The organism is Hymenobacter qilianensis, assembly GCF_014489555.1.
GTDB lineage: Bacteria > Bacteroidota > Bacteroidia > Cytophagales > Hymenobacteraceae > Hymenobacter > Hymenobacter qilianensis.
The window spans coordinates 989,984-1,010,233 of record NZ_CP060784.1 but is presented as its reverse complement, the minus strand read 5'-3'; the positions used below and the strand labels follow the sequence as shown (position 1 = coordinate 1,010,233).

17 protein-coding genes and 3 pseudogenes are annotated in these 20,250 nt (G+C 56.5%); 9 read left to right on the top strand and 11 right to left on the bottom strand.

Annotation, left to right across the window (positions count from 1 at the left end):
- From uxuA to H9L05_RS04675, 3 genes and pseudogenes are all read right to left on the bottom strand, one after another.
- A complete protein-coding gene (gene uxuA, locus H9L05_RS04685) occupies nt 1-1,173 on the bottom strand; it encodes a mannonate dehydratase (protein WP_187733221.1) in 1,173 nt (390 codons plus the stop codon).
- Between the two features lie 59 nt (nt 1,174-1,232).
- Nucleotides 1,233-2,588: a Gfo/Idh/MocA family protein gene (locus H9L05_RS04680; RefSeq protein WP_187733220.1), complete on the bottom strand. Its 1,356-nt coding sequence runs from the start codon at nt 2,586-2,588 to the stop codon at nt 1,233-1,235.
- Between the two features lie 287 nt (nt 2,589-2,875).
- A pseudogene (locus tag H9L05_RS04675) lies at nt 2,876-4,328 on the bottom strand (3-keto-disaccharide hydrolase).
- On the opposite strand from H9L05_RS04675, the gene H9L05_RS04670 reads away from it, so the two are divergent.
- The 6 genes from H9L05_RS04670 to prmA all read left to right on the top strand — a co-directional run bounded on the left by H9L05_RS04670 (nt 4,308) and on the right by prmA (nt 7,880).
- Nucleotides 4,308-4,610, top strand: a complete 303-nt coding sequence (locus H9L05_RS04670) for a hypothetical protein (RefSeq protein WP_187734369.1) — start codon at nt 4,308-4,310, stop codon at nt 4,608-4,610. The pseudogene H9L05_RS04675 and the gene H9L05_RS04670 sit on opposite strands and share 21 nt — an antisense overlap.
- Nucleotides 4,611-4,752: 142 nt before the next feature.
- Nucleotides 4,753-4,947 (top strand): hypothetical protein, encoded by a 195-nt coding sequence (locus tag H9L05_RS04665; protein WP_187733219.1) that lies wholly within the window; start codon nt 4,753-4,755, stop codon nt 4,945-4,947.
- A gap of 11 nt (nt 4,948-4,958) precedes the next feature.
- Entirely contained in the window at nt 4,959-5,504 is a 546-nt protein-coding gene (locus tag H9L05_RS04660; protein ID WP_187733218.1) for a hypothetical protein, read from the top strand.
- Nucleotides 5,505-5,583: 79 nt separating this feature from the next.
- A complete protein-coding gene (gene tpiA, locus H9L05_RS04655) occupies nt 5,584-6,348 on the top strand; it encodes a triose-phosphate isomerase (protein ID WP_187733217.1) in 765 nt (254 codons plus the stop codon).
- Nucleotides 6,349-6,608: 260 nt separating this feature from the next.
- Complete coding sequence (locus H9L05_RS23115) at nt 6,609-6,818, top strand: DUF6150 family protein (RefSeq protein ID WP_223284732.1); 210 nt, start codon at nt 6,609-6,611, stop codon at nt 6,816-6,818.
- Between the two features lie 246 nt (nt 6,819-7,064).
- Nucleotides 7,065-7,880 carry a 50S ribosomal protein L11 methyltransferase gene (gene prmA, locus H9L05_RS04645; protein ID WP_223284731.1) on the top strand — a complete coding sequence of 272 codons (816 nt, stop codon included), beginning with the start codon at nt 7,065-7,067 and terminating at the stop codon, nt 7,878-7,880.
- 90 nt (nt 7,881-7,970) lie between these two features.
- On the opposite strand, the gene H9L05_RS04640 is transcribed toward prmA, so the two are convergent.
- The 5 genes from H9L05_RS04640 to H9L05_RS04620 all read right to left on the bottom strand — a co-directional run bounded on the left by H9L05_RS04640 (nt 7,971) and on the right by H9L05_RS04620 (nt 13,606).
- A complete protein-coding gene (locus tag H9L05_RS04640) occupies nt 7,971-9,005 on the bottom strand; it encodes a LacI family DNA-binding transcriptional regulator (protein ID WP_187733216.1) in 1,035 nt (344 codons plus the stop codon).
- 92 nt (nt 9,006-9,097) lie between these two features.
- Nucleotides 9,098-9,799 carry a sialate O-acetylesterase gene (locus tag H9L05_RS04635; RefSeq protein WP_187733215.1) on the bottom strand — a complete coding sequence of 234 codons (702 nt, stop codon included), beginning with the start codon at nt 9,797-9,799 and terminating at the stop codon, nt 9,098-9,100.
- A complete protein-coding gene (locus H9L05_RS04630; protein WP_187733214.1) occupies nt 9,781-11,085 on the bottom strand; it encodes a hypothetical protein in 1,305 nt (434 codons plus the stop codon). The genes H9L05_RS04635 and H9L05_RS04630 overlap by 19 nt, the downstream gene beginning before the upstream one ends.
- A 191-nt stretch (nt 11,086-11,276) precedes the next feature.
- Complete coding sequence (locus H9L05_RS04625; protein ID WP_187733213.1) at nt 11,277-12,395, bottom strand: glycoside hydrolase family 43 protein; 1,119 nt, start codon at nt 12,393-12,395, stop codon at nt 11,277-11,279.
- Nucleotides 12,396-12,460: 65 nt separating this feature from the next.
- The gene (locus tag H9L05_RS04620) at nt 12,461-13,606 is read right to left on the bottom strand and encodes a glycoside hydrolase family 172 protein (RefSeq protein ID WP_187733212.1); all 1,146 of its coding nucleotides are present in this window, start codon (nt 13,604-13,606) and stop codon (nt 12,461-12,463) included.
- A 372-nt stretch (nt 13,607-13,978) separates the two neighbouring features.
- Here H9L05_RS04620 and H9L05_RS04615 point away from each other — a divergent pair, with 372 nt between their 5' ends.
- The 3 genes and pseudogenes from H9L05_RS04615 to H9L05_RS04605 all read left to right on the top strand — a co-directional run bounded on the left by H9L05_RS04615 (nt 13,979) and on the right by H9L05_RS04605 (nt 17,505).
- The gene (locus tag H9L05_RS04615) at nt 13,979-15,004 is read left to right on the top strand and encodes a glycoside hydrolase family 43 protein (RefSeq protein ID WP_187733211.1); all 1,026 of its coding nucleotides are present in this window, start codon (nt 13,979-13,981) and stop codon (nt 15,002-15,004) included.
- A pseudogene (locus H9L05_RS26725) lies at nt 14,931-16,228 on the top strand (glycoside hydrolase family 43 protein). The gene H9L05_RS04615 and the pseudogene H9L05_RS26725 overlap by 74 nt, the downstream one beginning before the upstream one ends.
- Before the next feature lie 134 nt (nt 16,229-16,362).
- Nucleotides 16,363-17,505 (top strand): cellulase family glycosylhydrolase, encoded by a 1,143-nt coding sequence (locus H9L05_RS04605; RefSeq protein ID WP_187733210.1) that lies wholly within the window; start codon nt 16,363-16,365, stop codon nt 17,503-17,505.
- Nucleotides 17,506-17,587: 82 nt separating this feature from the next.
- Here H9L05_RS04605 and H9L05_RS04600 read toward each other — a convergent pair.
- The 3 genes and pseudogenes from H9L05_RS04600 to galK all read right to left on the bottom strand — a co-directional run bounded on the left by H9L05_RS04600 (nt 17,588) and on the right by galK (nt 19,867).
- Nucleotides 17,588-18,654: pseudogene (locus H9L05_RS04600) on the bottom strand (UDP-glucose--hexose-1-phosphate uridylyltransferase).
- A 41-nt stretch (nt 18,655-18,695) separates the two neighbouring features.
- On the bottom strand, nt 18,696-18,983 hold the full coding sequence (locus H9L05_RS25815) for a hypothetical protein (RefSeq protein WP_317175106.1): 288 nt from the start codon (nt 18,981-18,983) through the stop codon (nt 18,696-18,698).
- On the bottom strand, nt 18,941-19,867 hold the full coding sequence (galK, locus tag H9L05_RS04595; RefSeq protein WP_317175105.1) for a galactokinase: 927 nt from the start codon (nt 19,865-19,867) through the stop codon (nt 18,941-18,943). Before galK ends, H9L05_RS25815 begins: the two co-directional genes overlap by 43 nt.
- Nucleotides 19,868-20,250 lie beyond the last annotated feature (383 nt).

Here is a 20,250-nt window from a genome sequence, read left to right as displayed (position 1 = left end):
CTAAACAGCTACCCCGCTGCGTGAAATGCCCATTTCCAGGCCGCGCAATTCGGCTAGGCCGCGCAGGCGGCCGATGGCAGAGTAGCCGGGGTTGGTTTTTTTGTGCAGGTCGTCGAGCATCTGGTGGCCGTGGTCGGGGCGCATGGGCAGGCTTACCTGCCGCTGGCGCATGACGGCAATCAGCTCGCGCATCACGGCGTACATATCTACGTCGCCTTCCAGGTGGTTGGCTTCGTAAAAATTGCCCCCCACATCGCGCTGAGTGCTGCGCAGGTGGATGAAATGAATCCGGTCGGCGAACTGGCGCACCATCTGGGGCAGGTCGTTATCGGGGCGCACGCCGAAGGAGCCGGTGCAGAAACACAGGCCGTTGTGCAGAGAAGGCACGGCGGCGGCTAGAGCCTCCACGTCGGCGGCGGTGCTTACCACACGCGGCAACCCCAGAATAGGGTAGGGCGGGTCGTCGGGGTGAATGGCCAGGTTTACGCCAACTTCTTCGGCCACGGGCACTATAGCTTGCAAAAACAGAATCAGGTGCTGCCGCAGCCGCGCCGCGTCGATGCCATCATAAACATCCAGCGCCTGCTGAAACTGCGTGAGCGTAAAGCTTTCTTCGCTGCCCGGTAAACCGGCAATAATGTTGCGTTCTAGCTGATGCCGCTCCGCCTCGCTCATAGCCGCGAGGCGTGCTTCGGCTCTGGCCAACTCTTCCGCCGTGTACTCCTGCGCGGCGCCGTGCCGCTTCAGTAGCAGCGCGTCAAAGGATACAAACGCATCTTTTTCGAAGCGCAGAGCCTTGGAGCCATCTTCTACTTCGTAGGCCAGATCCGTGCGCGTCCAGTCGAGCACGGGCATGAAGTTGTACGTAACGGTGCGGATGCCGCAGGCCGCCAAGTTGCGCAGGCTCTGCTGGTAATTGGCAATGTAGTGCTCGAAATTACCCGTACGGGTTTTGATCTGCTCGTGCACGGGCACACTTTCTACCACGCTCCATACCAAGCCGGCTGCGGCTACTTCAGCCTGCCGCTGCTTGATGTCAGCCACCGGCCACACCTCGCCATTGGGAATATAATGTAGGGCCGACACCACATCAGTAGCGCCCGCCTGTCGGATATCGGAAAGGCTGACCGGGTCGTTGGGGCCGTACCAGCGCCAACTTTGAATAATGGGCATATAAAAAGTAGCTGCTATTTGAACTTTGTGCGGAGCGGGGCATTCTTGCTCTCGCCCGGTTAGAGCGTAAACACTTTGCCCCCCACCATCACTTCCTGGGTTTTCTCATCAAATGTAGCCTTCATGCCGGTGCGCGCGGCGGCCGTGGTCATGATGTTGGCAATAGAATGGCTGTAGCCGGCCTCAACCGGCGCGTGCGGGGCTTTGCGGCTGCGCACGCACTCCATCCAGTTGCGCACGTGGTTCGAGGTCAGCGTATCGCCCCCGGTATTGGCCGATGCTACTACCGCTTCGGCATTGGACAAGCTCATTTCCGGCAGCAGATTGGCTTGTAGCTGCATGGCCTCGGCGAATTTCTTGGTGAGGCCGCCGCGGGGCGAGACTTGATTGGTAATCAGGTTGAGCTCGCCGCCATTGGAGTAATAAATCTCGGCTGGGCGCTCATCGCCGTTGTGCATGCGGGCGCCAAATGTTACCTGGAAGCCGGTGGCTGGGTCATTCAAAGGCCCATAGTCGAACACGGCGGTCATCGTGTCCCAGTTGCGGCGGCCGTCTTTCCACATATAAATGCCGCCATTGGCCACCACGCTGCGCGGATGCGGCAGACCCGTAAACCAATGCACAGTGTCGATCTGGTGGCTCATCCACTGGCCAGGTAAGCCCGAAGAGTAAGGCCAGAAAAGCCGGTATTCCAGGTATTTGCGCGGGTCGAAGGCTTCGGCGGGCCGGTTCATCAGAAACCGCTTCCAATCAACGTCCGATTCTTTGAGCTGGGCTACCAACGCTGGCCGGCGCCAGCGGCCGGGCTGGTTCACGTTCCAGGTAAGCTCCACCATCGTGATAGGCCCAAACTTGCCCGACTTGATAAAGGCCTCGGCCGCGTGATAATTGGTGCCGCTGCGGCGTTGGGAACCAATCTGGATAATACGGTCGGAGGCTTTGATGGCTTTCAGGGCGGCCCGATTATCAGCCATGGTTTCGGCAAAGGGCTTTTCCACGTAAGCATCGCAGCCGGCTTTTACGGCTTCAATGGCGTGCAGGGCGTGCTGAAAATCGGCGGTGCCGATAAATACGGCGTCTACGGCCTTCTTAGCATACATCTCTTCGTTGTTGCGGTAAGCCGCCACGTCGTAGCCCAGCTTGGCTTTCCAGGCGGCCGCGCCTTCTTCCCGCCGCTGCTTCCAGATGTCCGACACGGCCACCACGTCGAAGTTCAGCTCCTTGTAGTGATTCATGAAGCAAGGCATGTGCGAGTCACGATGCCGGTCCGAGAAGCCAACTACGCCGACGCGCACCCTGTCATTGGAGCCAAGTATCCGCTTGTAGCTGCTGGCCGACCAGCTGACCTGCGAAAAAAGCACCCCAGCGCTGGCTAAGGCCGTTTGCTTAATAAATTGACGACGTTCGGTAGACATAGGATTTGGGTATATGGACGTAGAAAACCAGGCGGTCATGCAGAGCAACGCGAAGCATCTCGCGTGCTGATGCAGAAGTAGTAATTCATCATAAAAAGAACGTCATGCTGAGCGGAGTCGAAGCATCTCTACCGCTTCGCTGTGCACCGATTGAGATTAGTAACCAGTAGAGATGCTTCGACAAGCTCAGCATGACAGTTAGCTTGGCAACATCAGCACGCAAGATGCTTCGCTACCGCTCTGCCTGACGGCCTTAATAGCTGGAAAAGAGCTAATTAAAGCTATTGCTACTTCAGCTCTTTTATTTTGATGCTGCGGAAAGAAACCAGGTTGCCGTGGTCCTGCAAGAGGATGTGGCCCGCTGCCGCCTCGCCGAAATTCGGCCAGATCTTATACTTGCTCTGGGCCACTAAGTCCCGGAATTCCTGTGAGCCACGCACGTATTCGAGCACTTTCGCCCCGTTCAGGTAGTGCTCTACCCGGTTGTCGGGGTACACGACTACGCGGCCCACATTCCACTCCCCGATGGGGTGAAGAAAGCGCGGGTTCTTGTCAGCTTTCTGCAAATCATAAAGCGAGGCCAGGGTGCGGTTGCCGTCGCGGCCGAGCTTGGCGTCGGGGTGCAGCTCGTCGTCGAGAATCTGGTATTCCAAGCCAATGGCCGAGCCTTGGGTCTTTTCGTCCAGGGTCACGAAGTATTTCACGCCGCTATTGGCCCCGGCGAGAGCTTGAATTCAAAAGACAAATCGAAGGCTTTGTACTGATCTTTGGTAACGATGTCGCCGCCGTTGGCCGCCTCTTTGCCCTCCGACGACAGCACGGTTAGCGCGCCGTCTTTGGTTTGCCAGCCCTGAGCCGGAAACGTCGCGGCCTTGGCGCTGCGCCAACTGGTTGGCGTTTTGCCGTCGAAAAGCAGCTTCCAGCCATGTTGTTTTTCGTACTCCGTCAGGTAGTTAGGCACAAAGTTGACCACGTAGATATCGGCGGGGAAAGCGCTGGGCTTCAGGTTCGTCGTCTTGATTTTGATGTTTTTGAAGTAGACTTTTTTGCCCTCCTGCTCTTTGGTGGTGATGCCATGCACCTGCAGACCAATGAATCCCCGCGGATCAACGGGATCTACCACGTAAGCCACGGGCTTGTCATTGATCCAGGTTTTCATCTCCTGGCCGATGCACTCCACTTTGATGTGGTTGTACTGGCCCACCTTGAAAAGCGGCTTGGCCTGGGGGTGCAGATCGAGCGGGTAGAGCCACTGCCGGCGCGCCTCATCATAAATGCCCCCGACCAGCTCCGCTCCGACGGATCGACCTCCACCTGCCGGCCATACACCTTATTCTCGAAGCCCGGCGTGTTGAAGTGGCTGCGCGTCTGCACGCCCGAGTTGCTCACCGCGCTTTCAATCATGATGTCGAGCTCCAGCTGAAAGTCGCCGTACTCTTTCTCCGTGACCAGAAACGTGTTGCCCGAATTCATGACGGTCGTCCCGACGATGGCGCCGTTTTCCACTTTGTAATCGGCCGTGCCCGCCAAACGCTTCCAGCCCTTCAGGGTCTTGCCGTCGAACAGGTTCTGCCACTCGTCGGCGGTAGTAGCCGCCGCTTGGTGGGGCTGGGCGAAAGCCAGGAGGGCCAGGGCCAGGCCCGCAAGTAAAGATCGGTTTGTTTTCAAGGGGCGGATTGGATGAGGTTTGTAATCAGGTCGAGTCAAGCTACTAAAGTTTTGGCTATTCGCTTGCAGCATTCTGGGGTTGAGTCTGCTTTCCGGAAGCTTACTCAAGTCAGCCGCCGCCGCGACTGCTGTTGTGCTCAATCGGTAATAAAAGCCCCCCAGACCATCTTTGAGGGAATTTTGAACCAATACTCTTACGATAAGGAGCTTTTGATGACCTGTTTGACGACTACCACGGGCCGCGTCAGCAACGGCAAGGTGCTGATTAGGCGGCAGGTGTACACCCCGACTGATAAGCCTCAGCCAACCAACGTCACTTCCTGTTATAGACCAGTTGCCCCAAGCCATTTCTGACGCACAAAGCCCAAGGGATTTTTGTAATTAGCACATTGCCAATAACCTGCGTACCCAACACCTACGGTAGTGCTTCCGTAGGACTACACAACCACCTAATTCACCTGCTATTCATGACAACTACTGCTTCTTTCGATTCGGGGTGCCCGTAACGGCTGCACGCGTTTGGCGCTGGCTCGCAGCTCTGAGTATTCTGGGTAACATTGGCCTGAACTACTACAGTCAGGCTTATCCCTTTAATGGGCAAACCATGGGCGCGGTGTCGGCCCAGTATCCGACGCTTATCACGCCCGCAGGCTATGCCTTCAGCATCTGGGGGCAATTTTTCTGGCGCTGACCATCTATGCGGTGTGGCAGCTATTGCCCGCGCAGCGCCACAACCCTCTGCCCGATACCATAGCCGTGCCGCTCACTGTAGCTAGTCTGGCCACGGCCGCTTGGGTAGTGCTGTTTGCCTACGAGCTGATTGCGCTCAGTGTCCTCACCATGCTGATTATTCTGGGGGCGCTCATTATCGTGTATGGCCGGGCGCGGCGGCAAGTGCTGGCCGGTGAGGCTACGGGGTGGGCGAGCGTGCCGTTTGCCTTGTATCTGGGCTGGATTTCGGTGGCTTCGGTGATAAATATCACGCTCGGCTTGCGCGACATGGGCTGGCAAACGCCCCTGAATGTGGCTGTGCTGCTCGCGTTTGGGCTGCTGGCGGTGGTTGTGGCGCTAGGACTTATCATAAGCTGGGCTTTTCGGGAAAGCGTGTATCCGCTAGTGCTTGCCTGGGCGCTGGTGGCCATCTGGGTGGCGCAGCGCGCTGCCTACCCCGAGCTGGGCTGGGCTGCGCTTATTGGGGCGGCGCTGGTTGGCTTGGTGGGCGTTTTTCTGTCTCGAAGCCGCACGTAGCCGCCACCACCAACGGCCATTGACGATACTCGCCTAACTTGCGGCTCCATCTATTCTCCCACTTACTTCGCTTTCGCTTATGCGCCAAAACCTCGTTGCCGGCAACTGGAAAATGAACATGACTTACCAGGACGGTCTGGCCCTGGTATCTGAAATTACAAACATGGTAGCCGACGAGGTGACCAACTCGGACGTCCAGATCGTGATTTGCCCCCCAGCCCCTTTTCTGTCGGCTATAGGTCGGCAATTGCCGCAAGGCAGCAATTTCCACCTCGGTGCCCAAAATTGCCACCAAAAGGAAAGCGGCGCTTATACCGGCGAAGTTTCGGCCAAAATGCTGGCTTCCGTGGGCTGCGAATATGTGATTTTGGGCCACTCGGAGCGGCGCCAGTACTTCCGCGAAGACGATGAGCTGCTGAGCCAGAAGCTGAAAGCCGCGCTGGCCGCTGGTCTGAAGCCCATTTTCTGCGTGGGCGAAAGCCTGGATACGCGGGAGATGAACGAAACTAATGACTATATCGGTAAGCAGCTTCAGAACGGCTTGTTTCATCTGTCGAATGAAGAGTTTGAGCAGGTAGTTATTGCCTACGAGCCAATCTGGGCCATCGGAACGGGCAAAACCGCCACCAGCCAGCAGGCGCAGGAAGTACACGCCTTTATCCGTGAACAGATTGCCCGCGCCTACGACGCTAAAGCCGCCCTCGATACCACCATTCTCTACGGCGGCTCGGCCAATGCCCAGAACGCCCGCGAGCTGTTCTCCCAGCCTGACGTCGACGGCGGCCTCATCGGCGGCGCCTCGCTCAAGTCGCGCGACTTCACCGAGATTATCAAGTCCTTCTAAGTGCTAACCGCTGAGTTGAGCGAACCAAACTTGGCGACAAGTTTGTCTGGCAAGCAGGTGTATTCTTACTAAGAAATCATGACGTTTACTCTGCTGCTCGTGAGCTGGCTAACCCTGGGCTGGGGAATGAATTTTGCCCCCCAGCCGGCTTCTTCGCCAATTTTGCCCCCAGCTCGGCCCAATCCATTGAGCCGTGCCGCATTTACGGCAGCATCTACCTCGAGACCGACCCGCGCCGCCGCAGCTACTGCTTCGCCACGGTGTATCTGGAGCCCGACCAAGCCTTCGCCGATGTGCTGATATTCAAGGAGTCCAACAAGCTATTTGCCGATAAAGCCGGCTTCTGGTACTTCACCATGGCCCGCGACTTCGCCGATTACGCCCTGTTCGTAACCGACAACCGCAACCTGGCCGACTTCAGCATTTACTACACCGATGTGCGCTCGTACGCCGGCTGCCGTAAGCAGTAAATAGCCCCCCAGCCACGCAAAAAGACAGCGCCCACCCAATGCATTTTGGGTGGGCGTTGTCTTTTTGCGCATTATGGTAAGCGGCGCCGGCTGTGAAGTAGTATGGGGGCTTAGCCCACCGAGCAACAACCGCTTTATAGCAACCGTATTATAGATGAGTTTTTCCTGCGAACTTTGCCGCCCCATCTTCGGGCGGCATTTTCGTTTCTGACTTTTCTTTTTGACCCTTATGGATTTTGTGGAAGTGTGCGTACTGGCCCGCGCGAGTTGGCCGATATTCTGGTAGCCGAGTTGGCTGAGGTTGGCTACGACACCTTTGAGGACAACGACGAGGGTTTTTGTGCCTACATCGGGGAGGGCGATTTCAACCCCGATGCCGTGGCCGAGGTAATGGCCCGCTATTCCGGCATCGGTACGCTCGACTACAGCCACCGTATCATCACCCGCCAAAACTGGAATGCCGAGTGGGAAAAGAACTTTCAGCCGCTGGTTATTGCTGATAAAGTATCGGTGCGGGCGCCGTTTCATCCCAAACCCGAGCCCATTGAGTACGACATCGTGATTATGCCGCGCATGTCGTTTGGCACCGGCCACCACGAAACCACGGCCCTGATGATTGAAAACCAGCTTGGCGTTGACCACGCCGGCAAGCGCGTGCTGGACATGGGCTGCGGCACCGGCATTCTGGCCATCATGGCCGCCCAGCTCGGAGCCCGCGAAGTGCTGGCCGTGGATGTGGAGCCCTGGACCGTGGAAAACGCCGCCGACAATGCCGCTGAAAATCACTGCACCAACATCGAATGCCGCCTTGGTGGGGTGGAAGTGCTGGAAGGCGAAGCGCCCTTCGACCTGATTCTGGCCAACATCAACCGCAACGTGCTGCTGGAAGATATGTACGCCTACGCAGCCCTGCTGCCCACTGGCTGCCCAATTCTGTTCAGCGGTTTTTACCAGGAAGATCTAGCTTTGATTGAGGAAGAAGCCAAAAAGCATCAACTGGTTTTTCAGTCTCACCTCACCAAGAATAACTGGGTTTCCGCCGTGTTTACGAAAGTAGCGTAGCGCCCATGTGCGTTAGAGTATAAAAAAGCCCCCAGCCATGATATTTTGATAGCTGGGAGGCTTTTTTGAGTATGGAAAGCTAAGGCATTGCTACACGCCGACTTTCTCCCGAATAGAAGAATCCCGAATAATCAGGTCAGGCTGGAGCACGATGCGGCGGGGCGAGAATTTGGCGCTTTTCTCCTCTACCAGCTCCAGAAACAAGCGCACCGCCGACTGGCCCATCTGCTCGCAGCGTTGATCGACGGAAGTGAGCATGGGCTCCGTGAGCGACGTAAATGACTCGTTGCTGAAGCCGACCAGCGCCATATCTTCCGGCACTCGTAGGTGTTGGGCTTTCAGCACCTGCATCGCCCCTACAATAGAGAAGTCGCTGGCCGAAAACACCGCATCCGGCACCTCTGGCAGCTGAAGCAGGTGCTTCATGCCGACAATGCCGTCTTCCAAGGTCATGTCGCAGTAAAATATCAAATCCTCGTTGATGGGCAGATCGTGCTCCCGAAGCGCATCGACGTAGCCCTGGCGGCGGTTTTTGTAAATATTCAGGTGCTGCGGGCCCCCAAAATGCGCAATGCGCCGGCAGCCTTGCGCAATAAGGTGTTTGGTAGTCAGATAGCCGCCTTCGCGGTCGTCAATTACCACCGCATTCACGTCCTGGCCTTCCAATACCCGGTCGAAAAACACGAGCGGAATCTCCCGCTTCCGAACCTTCTCGAAGTGCTTGAAGTCACGGGTGGTGCGGGCCAGCGACACCAGAATGCCTTCTACCTGCGCATTGATGAGCGTTTCAATGTTTTTGCGTTCGTGCGCAACGTCTTCGTTCGACTGGCAGATCAACACATTGAAGCCCGCTTTGCTGGCCACCGTCTCGATGCCGTGCATCACGGAGGAGAAAAAGTGACCGTCGATGTGGGGCACTATCACGCCCAGCAGATTGCTTTTGCCCTTGCGCAACGCCGCCGCCAGATGGTTGGGCTGATAATTAAGATCCTGCGCCAGCTTCCAGACCTTCTTTTTGGTGGTCTCGCTGATGCTAGAATGGTTGCTGAGTGCCCGCGAAATGGTTGAAACGGATACATTCAGCTCTTTCGCCATATCCGAAATGGACGCTCGCTTGCTGGCCACAGAAGTAGATTTTTAAGGAATAAGTAGATGATTGCGCAACACTCTGTGCAAAAATCTGCGCAAAACGTTGGGTAATTTACGCAAAAGTTATTTTACTTTTTACCTTCTGTGATACCCGGCCAGCTATCCGTGCGAAAGGAAGAAGCGGGCAGGTTTTCTTTGTTATAAAGATTGACAAACGGACTGTTTCCCCAGGCATAGCGCACGGCTACCGGCTTGGGTACCTGATCGCTGTAGAGCACAAGCGTATTGCCCTCCAGCTTGCCCTGCGCCCACACAAACTTGCGGTCGGCGCCCGCAATGGCAAAACCTTTCAGGTACGGCCCGCTGCTGTCTTTTAGCACAAGGCCACTGCCCACCTTCTCAAATTGCAGCCGAATGCGGCTGCCCTCCACCGTCATCGACTTATAAGTCGGGCCGGAAGACACGACCGATTTATCACGGTAAGCCACGCGCCGAGCCTCCAGGGCCAGGCGGTGCCCTACGTCCTGCTTGTTAAGGGGGTGAATATCGTTGGGGTTGCCTAGGTCCAGGGCCACGGCCATGCCGGTGCGCGGCTGCGCGAGCGTCATCATCTGGGCTTCCCGCAGCTCAGCCCAGGCGTAGTCGGCGGGTTGGTCTTGCTGGGGGCCAAAGCTGGCGAGCTGCACAAACAGGAATGGCAAATCCGGCTGCCCGAACTGCGTACGCCAATCCTGAATAAGAGCTGGAAAGAGCGTGCGATACTGATGCGCCCGCTCGGCGTTGCTCTCGCCCTGATACCAGATTACACCCTTCAGCGCATACGGGACCAAGGGGCAATCATGGCGTTATAAAGCATCGTAGGCTGATTTTGGGTGCCGCCAGGGAAAGGGTTTTTAGGAACGCTAGCCGGGTCGTAGGCCGGCTGGTATTGCCACGGGCCCGTTAGCGGCATGGTTTGAGTGGCCGTTTGGAGAGATAGCTCTTCGGGCTTGCCCCAGATGCCCCCACCACCGCCCGAGTCCACTACCCGCACCGCAATGACGTTGCGGCCGGCGCGCACGGCCGTGGCCGGCACCGTGTAGCGCCTAGGCAGGGTGTAGCCGTTGGTGGTGCCCACCAATACCCCATTGAACCAGGTAGAGTCGCGGTCATCGATCTGGGCCAGCGAAAGGGTAAGCGGCTGACCAGCAGCGGCAGCCGGTAGCGTTACTTCTTTGCGCAGCCAGATAATGCCATCGAAGCGGCTGAGGTCCGGATGGTCGGTTTGATCTTCCCACAGGCCCGGCAACTGCATTGTGGGCCAGCTGCCAGGTGTGTAAGCCGGGTCGGCCCAGGAAGCCTGCCCCGGCACAAGGCCCCGATCCTGACTGGCGGGGCTTTTCTTCCACGCGGCCAGCGCGGCCTGATAGTCGGCCTGCTGGCGCGCCGGACCCGTACCAGACTCCAGCGCGGCCACCTGGGGGGCAAATTCCGGGAATTTGCGCAGGGCTACCCCGCTGGTCCAGGCTTCGGCGAGCGTACCGCCCCATTCGCTCGAAATCAGGCCGATGGGCACTTTGTATTGTTGGTGCAGGTCGCGCCCGAAAAAGTACGCCACCGCCGAAAAGCCCCCCACCGTCTGCGGGCTGCACACTTGCCAGCCTTCGCTCTTAAACTCCGCCTGCGGAACCGGGGCCGTGGCATCCTGCACATTCAGCAACCGAATACGCGGAAAGTTTGCCTGCGCTATTTCCTCCTTGAAGTTGACTACATTCTGCTGCAGCGGCCACTCCATATTCGACTGCCCGGAAGCCAGCCACACGTCACCCAATAAGATGTCGCGAATTTGGAGCGTATTTTTGCCCTTGATTGTCATTTCATAAGGCCCGCCGGCTGGCTGAGCTGGCAGCGTCACCGTCCATTTGCCCCCCGCTCCGCCCGTTTTGGCTGGGTAGCTTTTCCCCCGAAACGAAACCGTCACCGCTTCGCCCGCATCGGCCCACCCCCAGAGTTGCAGGGGTTTGTCTCGCTGGAGCACCATATGGTCGCCTACCAGCTTGGGCACCCGCACGGTAGCGTGCACCGGAAGCTGGGTAAGCAAAGCCAATAGGAGAGGCGAGTATTTGATAAGCTTCATAAATAGAGGTATTGAGAGGATAACAACTTGCTGAATGTCAAATAACGCCTTAGTGGTGCCTCAATAAGGCGGTCATACAGAGCGGAGCGAAGCATCTCGCGTGCTGATGCAGGAGTACTAACCTCACTACCGCGAGCGAGATGCTTCGCTCCGCTCTGCATGACGTTCTGGGGGCATTTTTGTGAAGCTTTCTACGTCAGGCGGGGCTGGGGCGTGTAGGTGGGGCCTTGGCAACGCGGGCCCTCAGGCGTCCAGAGGAGCGGGTCGATGCATAATTGCCGCTCTTTCATCGCCTCGTCCCAGGCATGATACACGAGCACTTCGGTTTTGCCATCGGGGCTCATGGCGTGGGAGTGGTGGCCGGGGCCGCGCACCTTGCCCGGTACTGAGTGCAGCACGCGGGCACCTTTCTCGGCGCCTGCATCGGAGTAAGGGCCAAGGATAGAGTCGGCCACCACAAAATCGACGCCGTAGCGGTCGGTGAGGAAGTTGGCGCCGCTGTAAAAGCAATAGTATTTGCCCTCGTGCTTGCGCATAAATGGGCCTTCCAGCGTGTGCCACTGCGCAAATACGCGGTTGTCGTAAATGGGCATGCGGCGGTTGGCCTCGAACAGCGTCCAGGGGTGGCGGGCCCGCATCACCGTGCGGCTTTCATTGGCCAGCTTGGTCATGTCGATAAGCCGATCTACCACAAGGCCGGTGCCCGGATAATAGCCGTCGTTGGATTCGGTGAAGTCGCGGGCGTAGAAGAGGTACCAGCTGCCATCGGTGTCCTGAAAAGGGTGTGCATCAATGGTAAACTTGCTTTCCGGCACATCCATCAGCGCCACTTCCTGATAGGGCCCGGCTGGCTTATCGCTGGTAGCCACGTGCAGGCGGTGGCCCACATTAGCATTGATGGCCCCGCCCCCTCGGGAGTAGTACATGTAAAACTTGCCATTGACAAATACGACTTCCGGGGCCCAAAAATCGGCCCCTTCCGAGCCGGCTGGCGGGGTGAGCGCGCCGCCTACTTCTTCCCAGTCATAGAGGTTTTTGGAAGTCAGAATGGAGAAGATACGGCCATCCTTTTTCTGGCTTTGGCCGGTGGTGGCAAAGGCGTAATATGTGCCCTCGTGCCGCAGCACAAACGGATCGGGAAACTGCCCGGCGTACACGGGGTTGGTATAGGTAGCGCCGGCTTTGCCGCCCCCGACAGCCTTTTCTGCGTCGGGGCTGGTGCGGGAGGTACAGTAAGGCAAAAAGGCCAACGCGCCCAGACCGAGCGTGCTAAGCTGAAGAAATTCGCGACGAGAAGAGTGAACAGACATATTGGGGGGCAAAATTGACAGATGAACGGGTTGATATTGAAGTGAGCCAGAGGACAGGCTAAGCCTTACTTGGTTTCTAAATCATCCTTGCTGGGCAGCTTCGGAAAGGGCGCGTGCGGCTCCATCTGGTACCAGAAAGCGGTAGAAGCTACATCATCCTGCAAGGGCAGGTAACGCCCGTTGTAGCGCCAGCCCAAGGCCTGAATAGTGATGCGCAGATCCTGCTGAAAGCGAACCGGATCCGGGATATGCCAGCGGTACATTCCAAACCGCGTATTGGCCTGATACAGCCCGTCGGGCCTGATTACCTGGTGCAAGCCCACGTAGGGCGTGGTGTACTCCTGGTACTGCTTGGTTTTCTTGTTTTCGAAGTTGTAGGAGCCCAAAAAGTAGTCTTCGGTGCCCGTGCCGTTGATAGTAGGCCACTGCTTGTCGCCATCCATATAAAACTTGATTTCGCCCTCGCCCCACCAGTCGTTGCTGTTCACGCCCCAGGCCATATAAGTACCTACATAGTGTCCGCGGCCTTTTACGCCATCCAGAATGGTGTAGGGAACCTTGTACTGGGTCGGGTTCTGACGCCGGAACTGGGCGTGAAAATAGGCTGCATCATTGGGCACATCGGTGAGCGTGTAGTCGATCTGGTAGTACAGCACCATATCCTTCTCATCGATATTCTCCATCGTGATGCGGCACTTTTTGCGAAAGGGCATCAGCCAGTAGGAGTTGAATGAGCTGCCAGGATTTACCACCACCGGAATGGAGTTGAGCATAGCTACTTGTCCCCAGCCCTGCCCAAAAAAATCGCCCACTGGCACTTCTACCGAGGGCTCTTTCTCATCATCCCAATACATGCGCAGAATAGCAAACCGCCACAGCCCGGTAGGCGTCATCCAGATGTGCTGAATGGCCCCCGAGCCGGTTATTTCGGCCACCGTAATGGACTGCCCGGCCTTGATGATTACGCTAGGGCTCACTTTCCAGCCCTGGCCTAAGTCGCGGGAGGCATTTTTGCCGGTGCCTTCCGTTGCCATGCCGCCTTTGCCCTTGGCGCCGGTAAAGTTTTCGGGGCTGATGGAGCGGGTCTGAGCGTCGGAGAGCCGGTAGAGGTTTCCCAGCTCTGAGCCCAGCCCATTGAAGGTGGCTTTTTGGGCCAATGCGGGCCAGAAACTACCAAAAAGCAGGAAAAAGAGTAGCGTGTTTCGTAGCATAAGCAGGAGTTAAACAGGATGGCTGAGCGGAACAATATGGCGGGTTAGCAGCAATGCAAGTATGCGCAATCGTTTGCACAATATAATAATCTGTCTTAGATTGCCCACATAGCCCGTCCAAACTTATCTGGGCAACTTCCTACTGGGTACGCAAAATCGGCCTTGGCAATAGCCGTTTCTCAGCAGATTAAAATCCACTAGCTTTCTTCTCTTCACTAGCAAGCTATGAGCAAGAGCCTTGCCTTCAAATGGGTTAATTCTCGCTTCCTGCGGCGGACGCAGCTCCGGCTACTGGTTGCTCCAACTTGACATGATGTCTGTTCCGGCGAGTAAAACAAACGTTTGCGTGTACTGCTCTATCTCCTGTTTGCTATGAACATCAGACAACGCTTTCTCTTCATTGTAGCTCTGCTTATCAGCTTGCCCTTTGTTAGTGGGGCCCAAACGGCGGCTACTTTCACCAATCCCTTGCTCGCCAATGGCCCCGATCCGTGGGTAATCCGGCGAGGCGACACGTATTATTACACGAATACCATGGGCAACCGCCTGGTGCTCTGGAAAACCAAAGACCTGAGCCAAGTGCGTGAGGCCAAGCCCGTAACGGTGTGGACGCCCCCCGCCACGGGGCCAAACTCCTATGAGATATGGGCGCCCGAACTACACTTTCTGGATGGCAAGTGGTACCTCTACTACACGGCCACCGACAAGGCTAACTTTGGTGACAAGACACGCTATGTATTCGTGTTGGAAAACGCCAGCGCCGACCCCACTACGGGCACCTGGACCGATCGGGGCAAGGTAAACACCAAGTACTCCGGCCTCGACGGCAGCGTATTTGAGCATAAGGGCAAGCGCTATTTTGTGTATTCGGCCTACGTGGGGCCGCAGAGCGTGCTGGCTATTGCGCCCATGCAGAACCCTTGGACCCTGCAAGCGGACAAGGAGGTTACCATTGCCACGCCCACCTTCGAGTGGGAAAAAGGCGGTGGACGCCAGATTCTGGAAGGACCGGAGTTTTTGCCCGGCAAAAAAGGCCAGCTATTTCTGGTGTACTCAGCCAGCGCCTGCTGGGACGACAACTACTCGCTCGGCATGCTCACAGCCGATCAGAATGCGGACCTGCTGCAAGCCAGCTCCTGGAAAAAAGCCCCCCAGCCGGTGTTCAAGAAGTCGGAAGCGAATAGCGTGTATGGCCCCGGCCACAACAGCTTCACTAAGTCGCCCGACGGCAAGCAGGACTGGATAGTGTATCACGCCAAAGACGCGGCCACCGGCAAATGCGAGCAGCGCAGCTCGCGCATGCAGCCCTTCACCTGGAATACCGATGGTACGCCCAACTTTGGAGAGCCCATCTCCATTAAAAAGCCGCTGCCCCGCCCCAGCGGCACCCCCAGATAAGGCTGGGGGCTTTTTTCAATTGACTCATTCACCAGGGGCGGTCATGCAGAGCAACGCGAAGCATCTCGCGTGTTTAGCGAGAATAGTATCACAACGTCAGCACGCGAGATGCTTCGCGTTGCTCTGCATGACCGCCTGGAATAGTAGCGCCGCTGCAAATCACTTTATGAAAAAACTGCTGCTTTTGCTTCTGCTCGGCTGTAGCGTGGGGCCCGCCGCCTGGGCCCAAACGCCCGCTGCATCCGACGACAATACGTTTACCAATCCGCTCTTGCCCGCCGGCGCCGATCCGTGGAGCATTTACAAAGACGGCTATTACTATTATACCAACACCACCGGCCGCAACATCACGCTCTGGAAAACCAAGTCGTTGAGTCAGCTGAAAAACGCGGAGAAAAAGGTGGTGTGGACGCCGCCCGCCACCGGGCCCAACTCCAAAGACATCTGGGCGCCGGAGCTACACTTTCTGGGGGCAAATGGTACCTGTATTACGCCGCCGACGCGGGCACCAACCAAACGCATCGGCTGTGGGTGCTCGAAAACTCCTCGCCCGACCCGCTACAGGGAACGTGGGTTGATAAAGGCAAAATCACGGACCCCACCGATAAATGGGCCATCGATGGCTCGGTGTACGACCACAACAGGCAGCTGTATTTCGTGTGGTCGGGCTGGTCGGGCGACGTAAATGGTCGGCAGGAAATCTACATCGCCAAGATGAAGAACCCCTGGACCATTGATGGGGCGCGGCACAAGCTGTCTACGCCCGTTTTTCATTGGGAGCGTAACGGCGACTTAAATAACCCAAATGATCCGCCTCACGTGGATGTGAACGAAGGCCCGCAGCTGCTGCGCCACGGCAATAAAATTCACCTGATTTATTCGGCCAGTGGCTGCTGGACCGATACGTACGCGCTGGGTATGCTCTCCGCCCCGGCTACCAGCGACCTGCTCAAGCCCGGCTCCTGGACCAAAACCATAACGCCGGTTTTTCAGCAGGCCCCCGCTCTCAAAGTATATGCTCCCGGCCATAACTCCTTCTTCAAATCGCCGGACGGCACCGAAGACTGGATCCTCTACCACGCCAACGACGAGGCAGGCCAGGGCTGCGGCCGGTTTCGTACGCCCCGCGCCCAGAAGTTCACCTGGAACGCCGATGATACGCCCAACTTTGGGCAGCCCATTTCGACTGGAATACCATTGCCAAGGCCCTCCGGCGAAAAGTAAGCGCTGCTAACGAAGCCACTAAGCAGCACGAAAGCAACTGTACATATACCGTTGCCGCCCGCTAAGGCCAGCAAGTAGCCCGGAACCGTTGAAAACAACCTTACATATCCACACTCTCCCCAACTTTTAAGCGCATGAAGAAAGCTCTGCTATTTATTCTGCTGTTGCTAGTGGCCACGCCCGACGTTCAGCTACAAGCCCAAAATCGAAAAACCAAAGCCGCCAAAACGTCCAAAGCCGCAGCTGGAACGCGCTGGACGCCGGAAAAGGCCAACGCCTGGTACAAAGCCCAAGACTGGATGTCGGGGGCCAATTTTACGCCCAGCACGGCCATCAACCAGCTCGAAATGTGGCAGGCTGCCACCTTCGATCCTGCTACCATTGATAAGGAGCTGGGCTACGCCGAAGGCATTGGCTTCAATACCATGCGCGTGTTTTTGCATCATCTGGCCTGGGAGCAGGACCCCGAAGGGTTTAAAAAACGCATGAATCAATATCTGGACATCGCCGATAAGCATAAGATCAAGACCATGTTCGTGTTCTTCGACGACTGCTGGAACAAGGACTATAAAGCCGGTCCGCAACCCGCACCCAAGCCCGGCATTCACAACTCCGGCTGGGTGCAGGACCCCGGCGGCGAGCCGACTTCCCAGGATTCGACCATGTTTCCGGTGTTGCAGAAGTACGTCACCGACGTTATGACACAGTTCAAAAATGACAAGCGCATTCTGCTCTGGGACTTATACAACGAGCCGGGCAACAGCAACCACAAGGAAAACTCATTGCCGCTGGTGCGCAACGTATTCCGCTGGGCCCGCGCCGTCAATCCCGATCAGCCGCTGAGCGTGGGCCTGTGGGCCTGGGATTTCGAGAAGCTAAACACCTTACAGGCGCTCAACTCCGATGTTATCACCTACCATTGCTACGACGACACGCCCGCTCACCAGCGCATCATCGAGATACTGGAAACCCACGGCCGGCCGCTTATCTGCACCGAGTATATGGCCCGTATTCGTGGCAGTCGGTTTGCCAACATTATGCCTTTGCTGAAAAAGCAGAACGTGGGAGCTATCAACTGGGGCCTGGTTGCGGGCAAAACGAACACGAAGTACCAGTGGGATACGCCCTTAGCCGACGGTAGCGAGCCCATTGAGTGGTTTCACGAAGTGTTTCACCCCGATGGCACTCCCTATCGCCAGGACGAAGCGAGCGTGATCAAACGACTAAACGCAGAAAAGGCGGACGCAGCCATCGAAGCGGCACTGAAGGTTAAGTAGTTCTTTACTTAACAAAAAAAGCCCCTAGAACTGTTCTGGGGGCTTTTTTATGGGCTAACCTTCTCCGCTCTTAGAGCTGAAGTTACTTTGCCTCCGTTTCTGAAGGCGCGGTCTGCTTATAATGCACGGCAGGCAAACTGCGCAGGCGTTCGGCCGCAAACTCTGCGGTTACGTCGCGCTGGGGATTGGCCAGCAGTTCGTAGCCTACCATAAACTTACGCACTGTAGCGGAGCGCAGCAGCGGCGGATAGAAATGCATGTGCAGATGCCAGCTTTCATGCGCTTGCCCGTCGGTGGGGCGCTGGTGCAGGCCGGCAGAGTAGGGGAAGGAAATCTGAAACAGGTTGTCGTAGCGAATCGTGAGCTGGCGCAGGATGACAGCAAACGCGTCTTTCTCATCGCTGGTCAGCTGCTCAATGCTGCTTACGTGGCGGCGCGAAACGATCAGCGTCTCGTAGGGCCACACAGCCCAGAAGGGCACTAGCGCCACAAAATGCTCGTTTTCGACTACCACTCGGGTTTTCTCCTGTAGCTCAACTTCCAGATAAGCACTGAGCAAGCTGCGGCCATGCTCGGCAAAGTAGGCGGCCTGCTGAACGGTTTCTTTCGCCGGGTCAGATGGCACCGTCCGCTGCGCCCAGATTTGGCCGTGCGGGTGCGGATTGCTGGCACCCATCATGGCTCCTTTGTTTTCAAATATCTGCACGTAGTTGATATCCGGCATCGCGCCCAACTCCAGATACTGCTCTACCCACAGGTCCACCACGCGCCGAATAGCTGGTTCGTCCATCTCGGGCAAAGTCAGATCGTGGCGGGGCGAAAAGCAGATAACGCGCGCCACGCCCGATTCGGATTCGGCGCGTAGCAGCCCGCCTAAGGTTATCTCTCCCACGGGCGCATCGGCTTGCAGAGCGGCAAAGTCATTGGCAAATACGAACGTGCTATCATAAGGCGGGTTCACAATGCCCCCACGCGCGTGTTGCCAGGGCATAAGTAACAAGTCGGGTCGTAGGTAAGCCGCACATCGGCCGGGGTTTCTTCCTGCTGTCCCTGCCACGGCCGCTTCGAGCGGTGGGGCGACACCAGTATCCACTCACCCGTGAGCGGATTGTAGCGGCGGTGGGAATGTTCGGCGGTATCAAATGTCATGGCAAGTAGCGGTTGATTGTTAATAAATGAGCAGAACAGTTCTACCTGCCTGCTTCTACGCTTTCCACCACCTCCACGCCGCTCACGATAGTAGCCCGATAGGTTTCAAGCGTCAGATTCAGCTCCCGCTGGTAGCCGGCTGTCATGCTTTCTACAAAGGCATCTACTTTGTCGGTTTCCACTAGGTTAATGGTGCAGCCACCAAAGCCGCCGCCCATCATCCGGGCACCCAATACGCCCGGAAGCGGCCGGGCAAGCTCCACTAGTACATCCAGCTCCCGGCAGCTCACCTCGTACTTATCGCGCAGTCCGGCGTGGGAACCATACATTTCCTGCCCGAAGGCCTGAAAATTGCCCCCAGAAGGTGCAGACAGGCTGCCTCTACCCGTAGGTTTTCCTCTACCACGTAGGAGCAGCGACGATACAGCACATCGCCTAGTTCGGTCTGATGCTCTTTAAGTTGGGTGAGCGTAATATCGCGCAGACTGTGCACCGTAGGGTAGTATTGCTTGATCAACGCCACGCCCTGCTCGCATTCCTGCCGACGGGTATTATACTCGGAGCTAGCTAGGGCGTGCTTTACGCCCGAGTTGCACAGAATCAGACGATACGTGGTGGTATCGAAGGGGAAGTATTCGTAGTCGAGTGAGCGGCAATCGAGGCGTACTACGTGACCGGCGCGCCCAAACAGACTGGCAAACTGATCCATCAGGCCGCTCTTTACCCCAGCAAACTCGTGCTCGGCTGCCTGCCCCATGTGGGCCAGCTCCAGACGATCAAATTTGCCCCCCAGCAGCTTGTTCAACGCAAACGCCAGCCCGCACTCTATCGCTGCCGACGACGACATGCCTGCCCCCAGCGGAATATTGCCCCCAAACACGCAGTCGAAGCCCGGCACGGCGAGGCCTTTCCTTTGCATCTGCGCCACCACGCCTTTCAGGTAATTTGCCCACTGCGTTTTGCCAGGCTTTACCTCTTCGGTCAAAGAAAAATCGTGGGTCTCATTCAGGTCTTGTGCCACTAGGCGGGCCGTATCACTACCGTTTAGTCCCACCGCAAAGTGAATCTCTTTATCTACTGCGGCGGGCAGTACAAAGCCACCATTATAATCAGTGTGCTCACCAATCAGATTTACCCGACCTGGAGCTCGCACCAAAAGCGGGGCATACCCGAAGTGGTTTTGGAAGGCAGTAGTTATAGATTGAGACGACATAAAGGCATACAGCTAAAATGAAACAAAAACAGGAGCGGGGCAACAGTAAGGCTAAAGGTGAGAAACCCGGTTGTAAAACGCAAACGATTGCGCCTATTAGTCACTAATAGGTGTAGATCATTACTATTGGCTTGGAGTAAGAAAATTGATACGAATGAATACTCGCGGGTAAGTGATAGGCTAGCCTGTAATTCAAGTAATTGACTCAGTTTGACAACGATCTAAAGCTGATGTAATGAGTTGAAAATGAAGTTATTAAATAAAATGATCATGGTCAAAATCGTAATTACAGCTGCTATTGAATTAAGTGTTTGAGCTGCTGAGTTATGGGCTTTACTACATAAAATTCCTTCTAAACTTATACATCAATCCGCCCACTAAAA

What these genes read in the sequence shown, in the direction of transcription:
- uxuA (WP_187733221.1), bottom strand. Translation starts at nt 1,173, where the DNA reads ATGCCCATTATTCAAAGTTGGCGCTGGTACGGCCCCAACGACCCGGTC.
- H9L05_RS04680 (WP_187733220.1), bottom strand. Translation starts at nt 2,588, where the DNA reads ATGTCTACCGAACGTCGTCAATTTATTAAGCAAACGGCCTTAGCCAGC.
- tpiA (WP_187733217.1), top strand. Translation starts at nt 5,584, where the DNA reads ATGCGCCAAAACCTCGTTGCCGGCAACTGGAAAATGAACATGACTTAC.
- H9L05_RS04630 (WP_187733214.1), bottom strand. Translation starts at nt 11,085, where the DNA reads ATGAAGCTTATCAAATACTCGCCTCTCCTATTGGCTTTGCTTACCCAG.
- H9L05_RS04625 (WP_187733213.1), bottom strand. Translation starts at nt 12,395, where the DNA reads ATGTCTGTTCACTCTTCTCGTCGCGAATTTCTTCAGCTTAGCACGCTC.
- H9L05_RS04620 (WP_187733212.1), bottom strand. Translation starts at nt 13,606, where the DNA reads ATGCTACGAAACACGCTACTCTTTTTCCTGCTTTTTGGTAGTTTCTGG.
- H9L05_RS04615 (WP_187733211.1), top strand. Translation starts at nt 13,979, where the DNA reads ATGAACATCAGACAACGCTTTCTCTTCATTGTAGCTCTGCTTATCAGC.
- H9L05_RS04605 (WP_187733210.1), top strand. Translation starts at nt 16,363, where the DNA reads ATGAAGAAAGCTCTGCTATTTATTCTGCTGTTGCTAGTGGCCACGCCC.
- H9L05_RS25815 (WP_317175106.1), bottom strand. Translation starts at nt 18,983, where the DNA reads ATGTATGGTTCCCACGCCGGACTGCGCGATAAGTACGAGGTGAGCTGC.
- galK (WP_317175105.1), bottom strand. Translation starts at nt 19,867, where the DNA reads ATGTCGTCTCAATCTATAACTACTGCCTTCCAAAACCACTTCGGGTAT.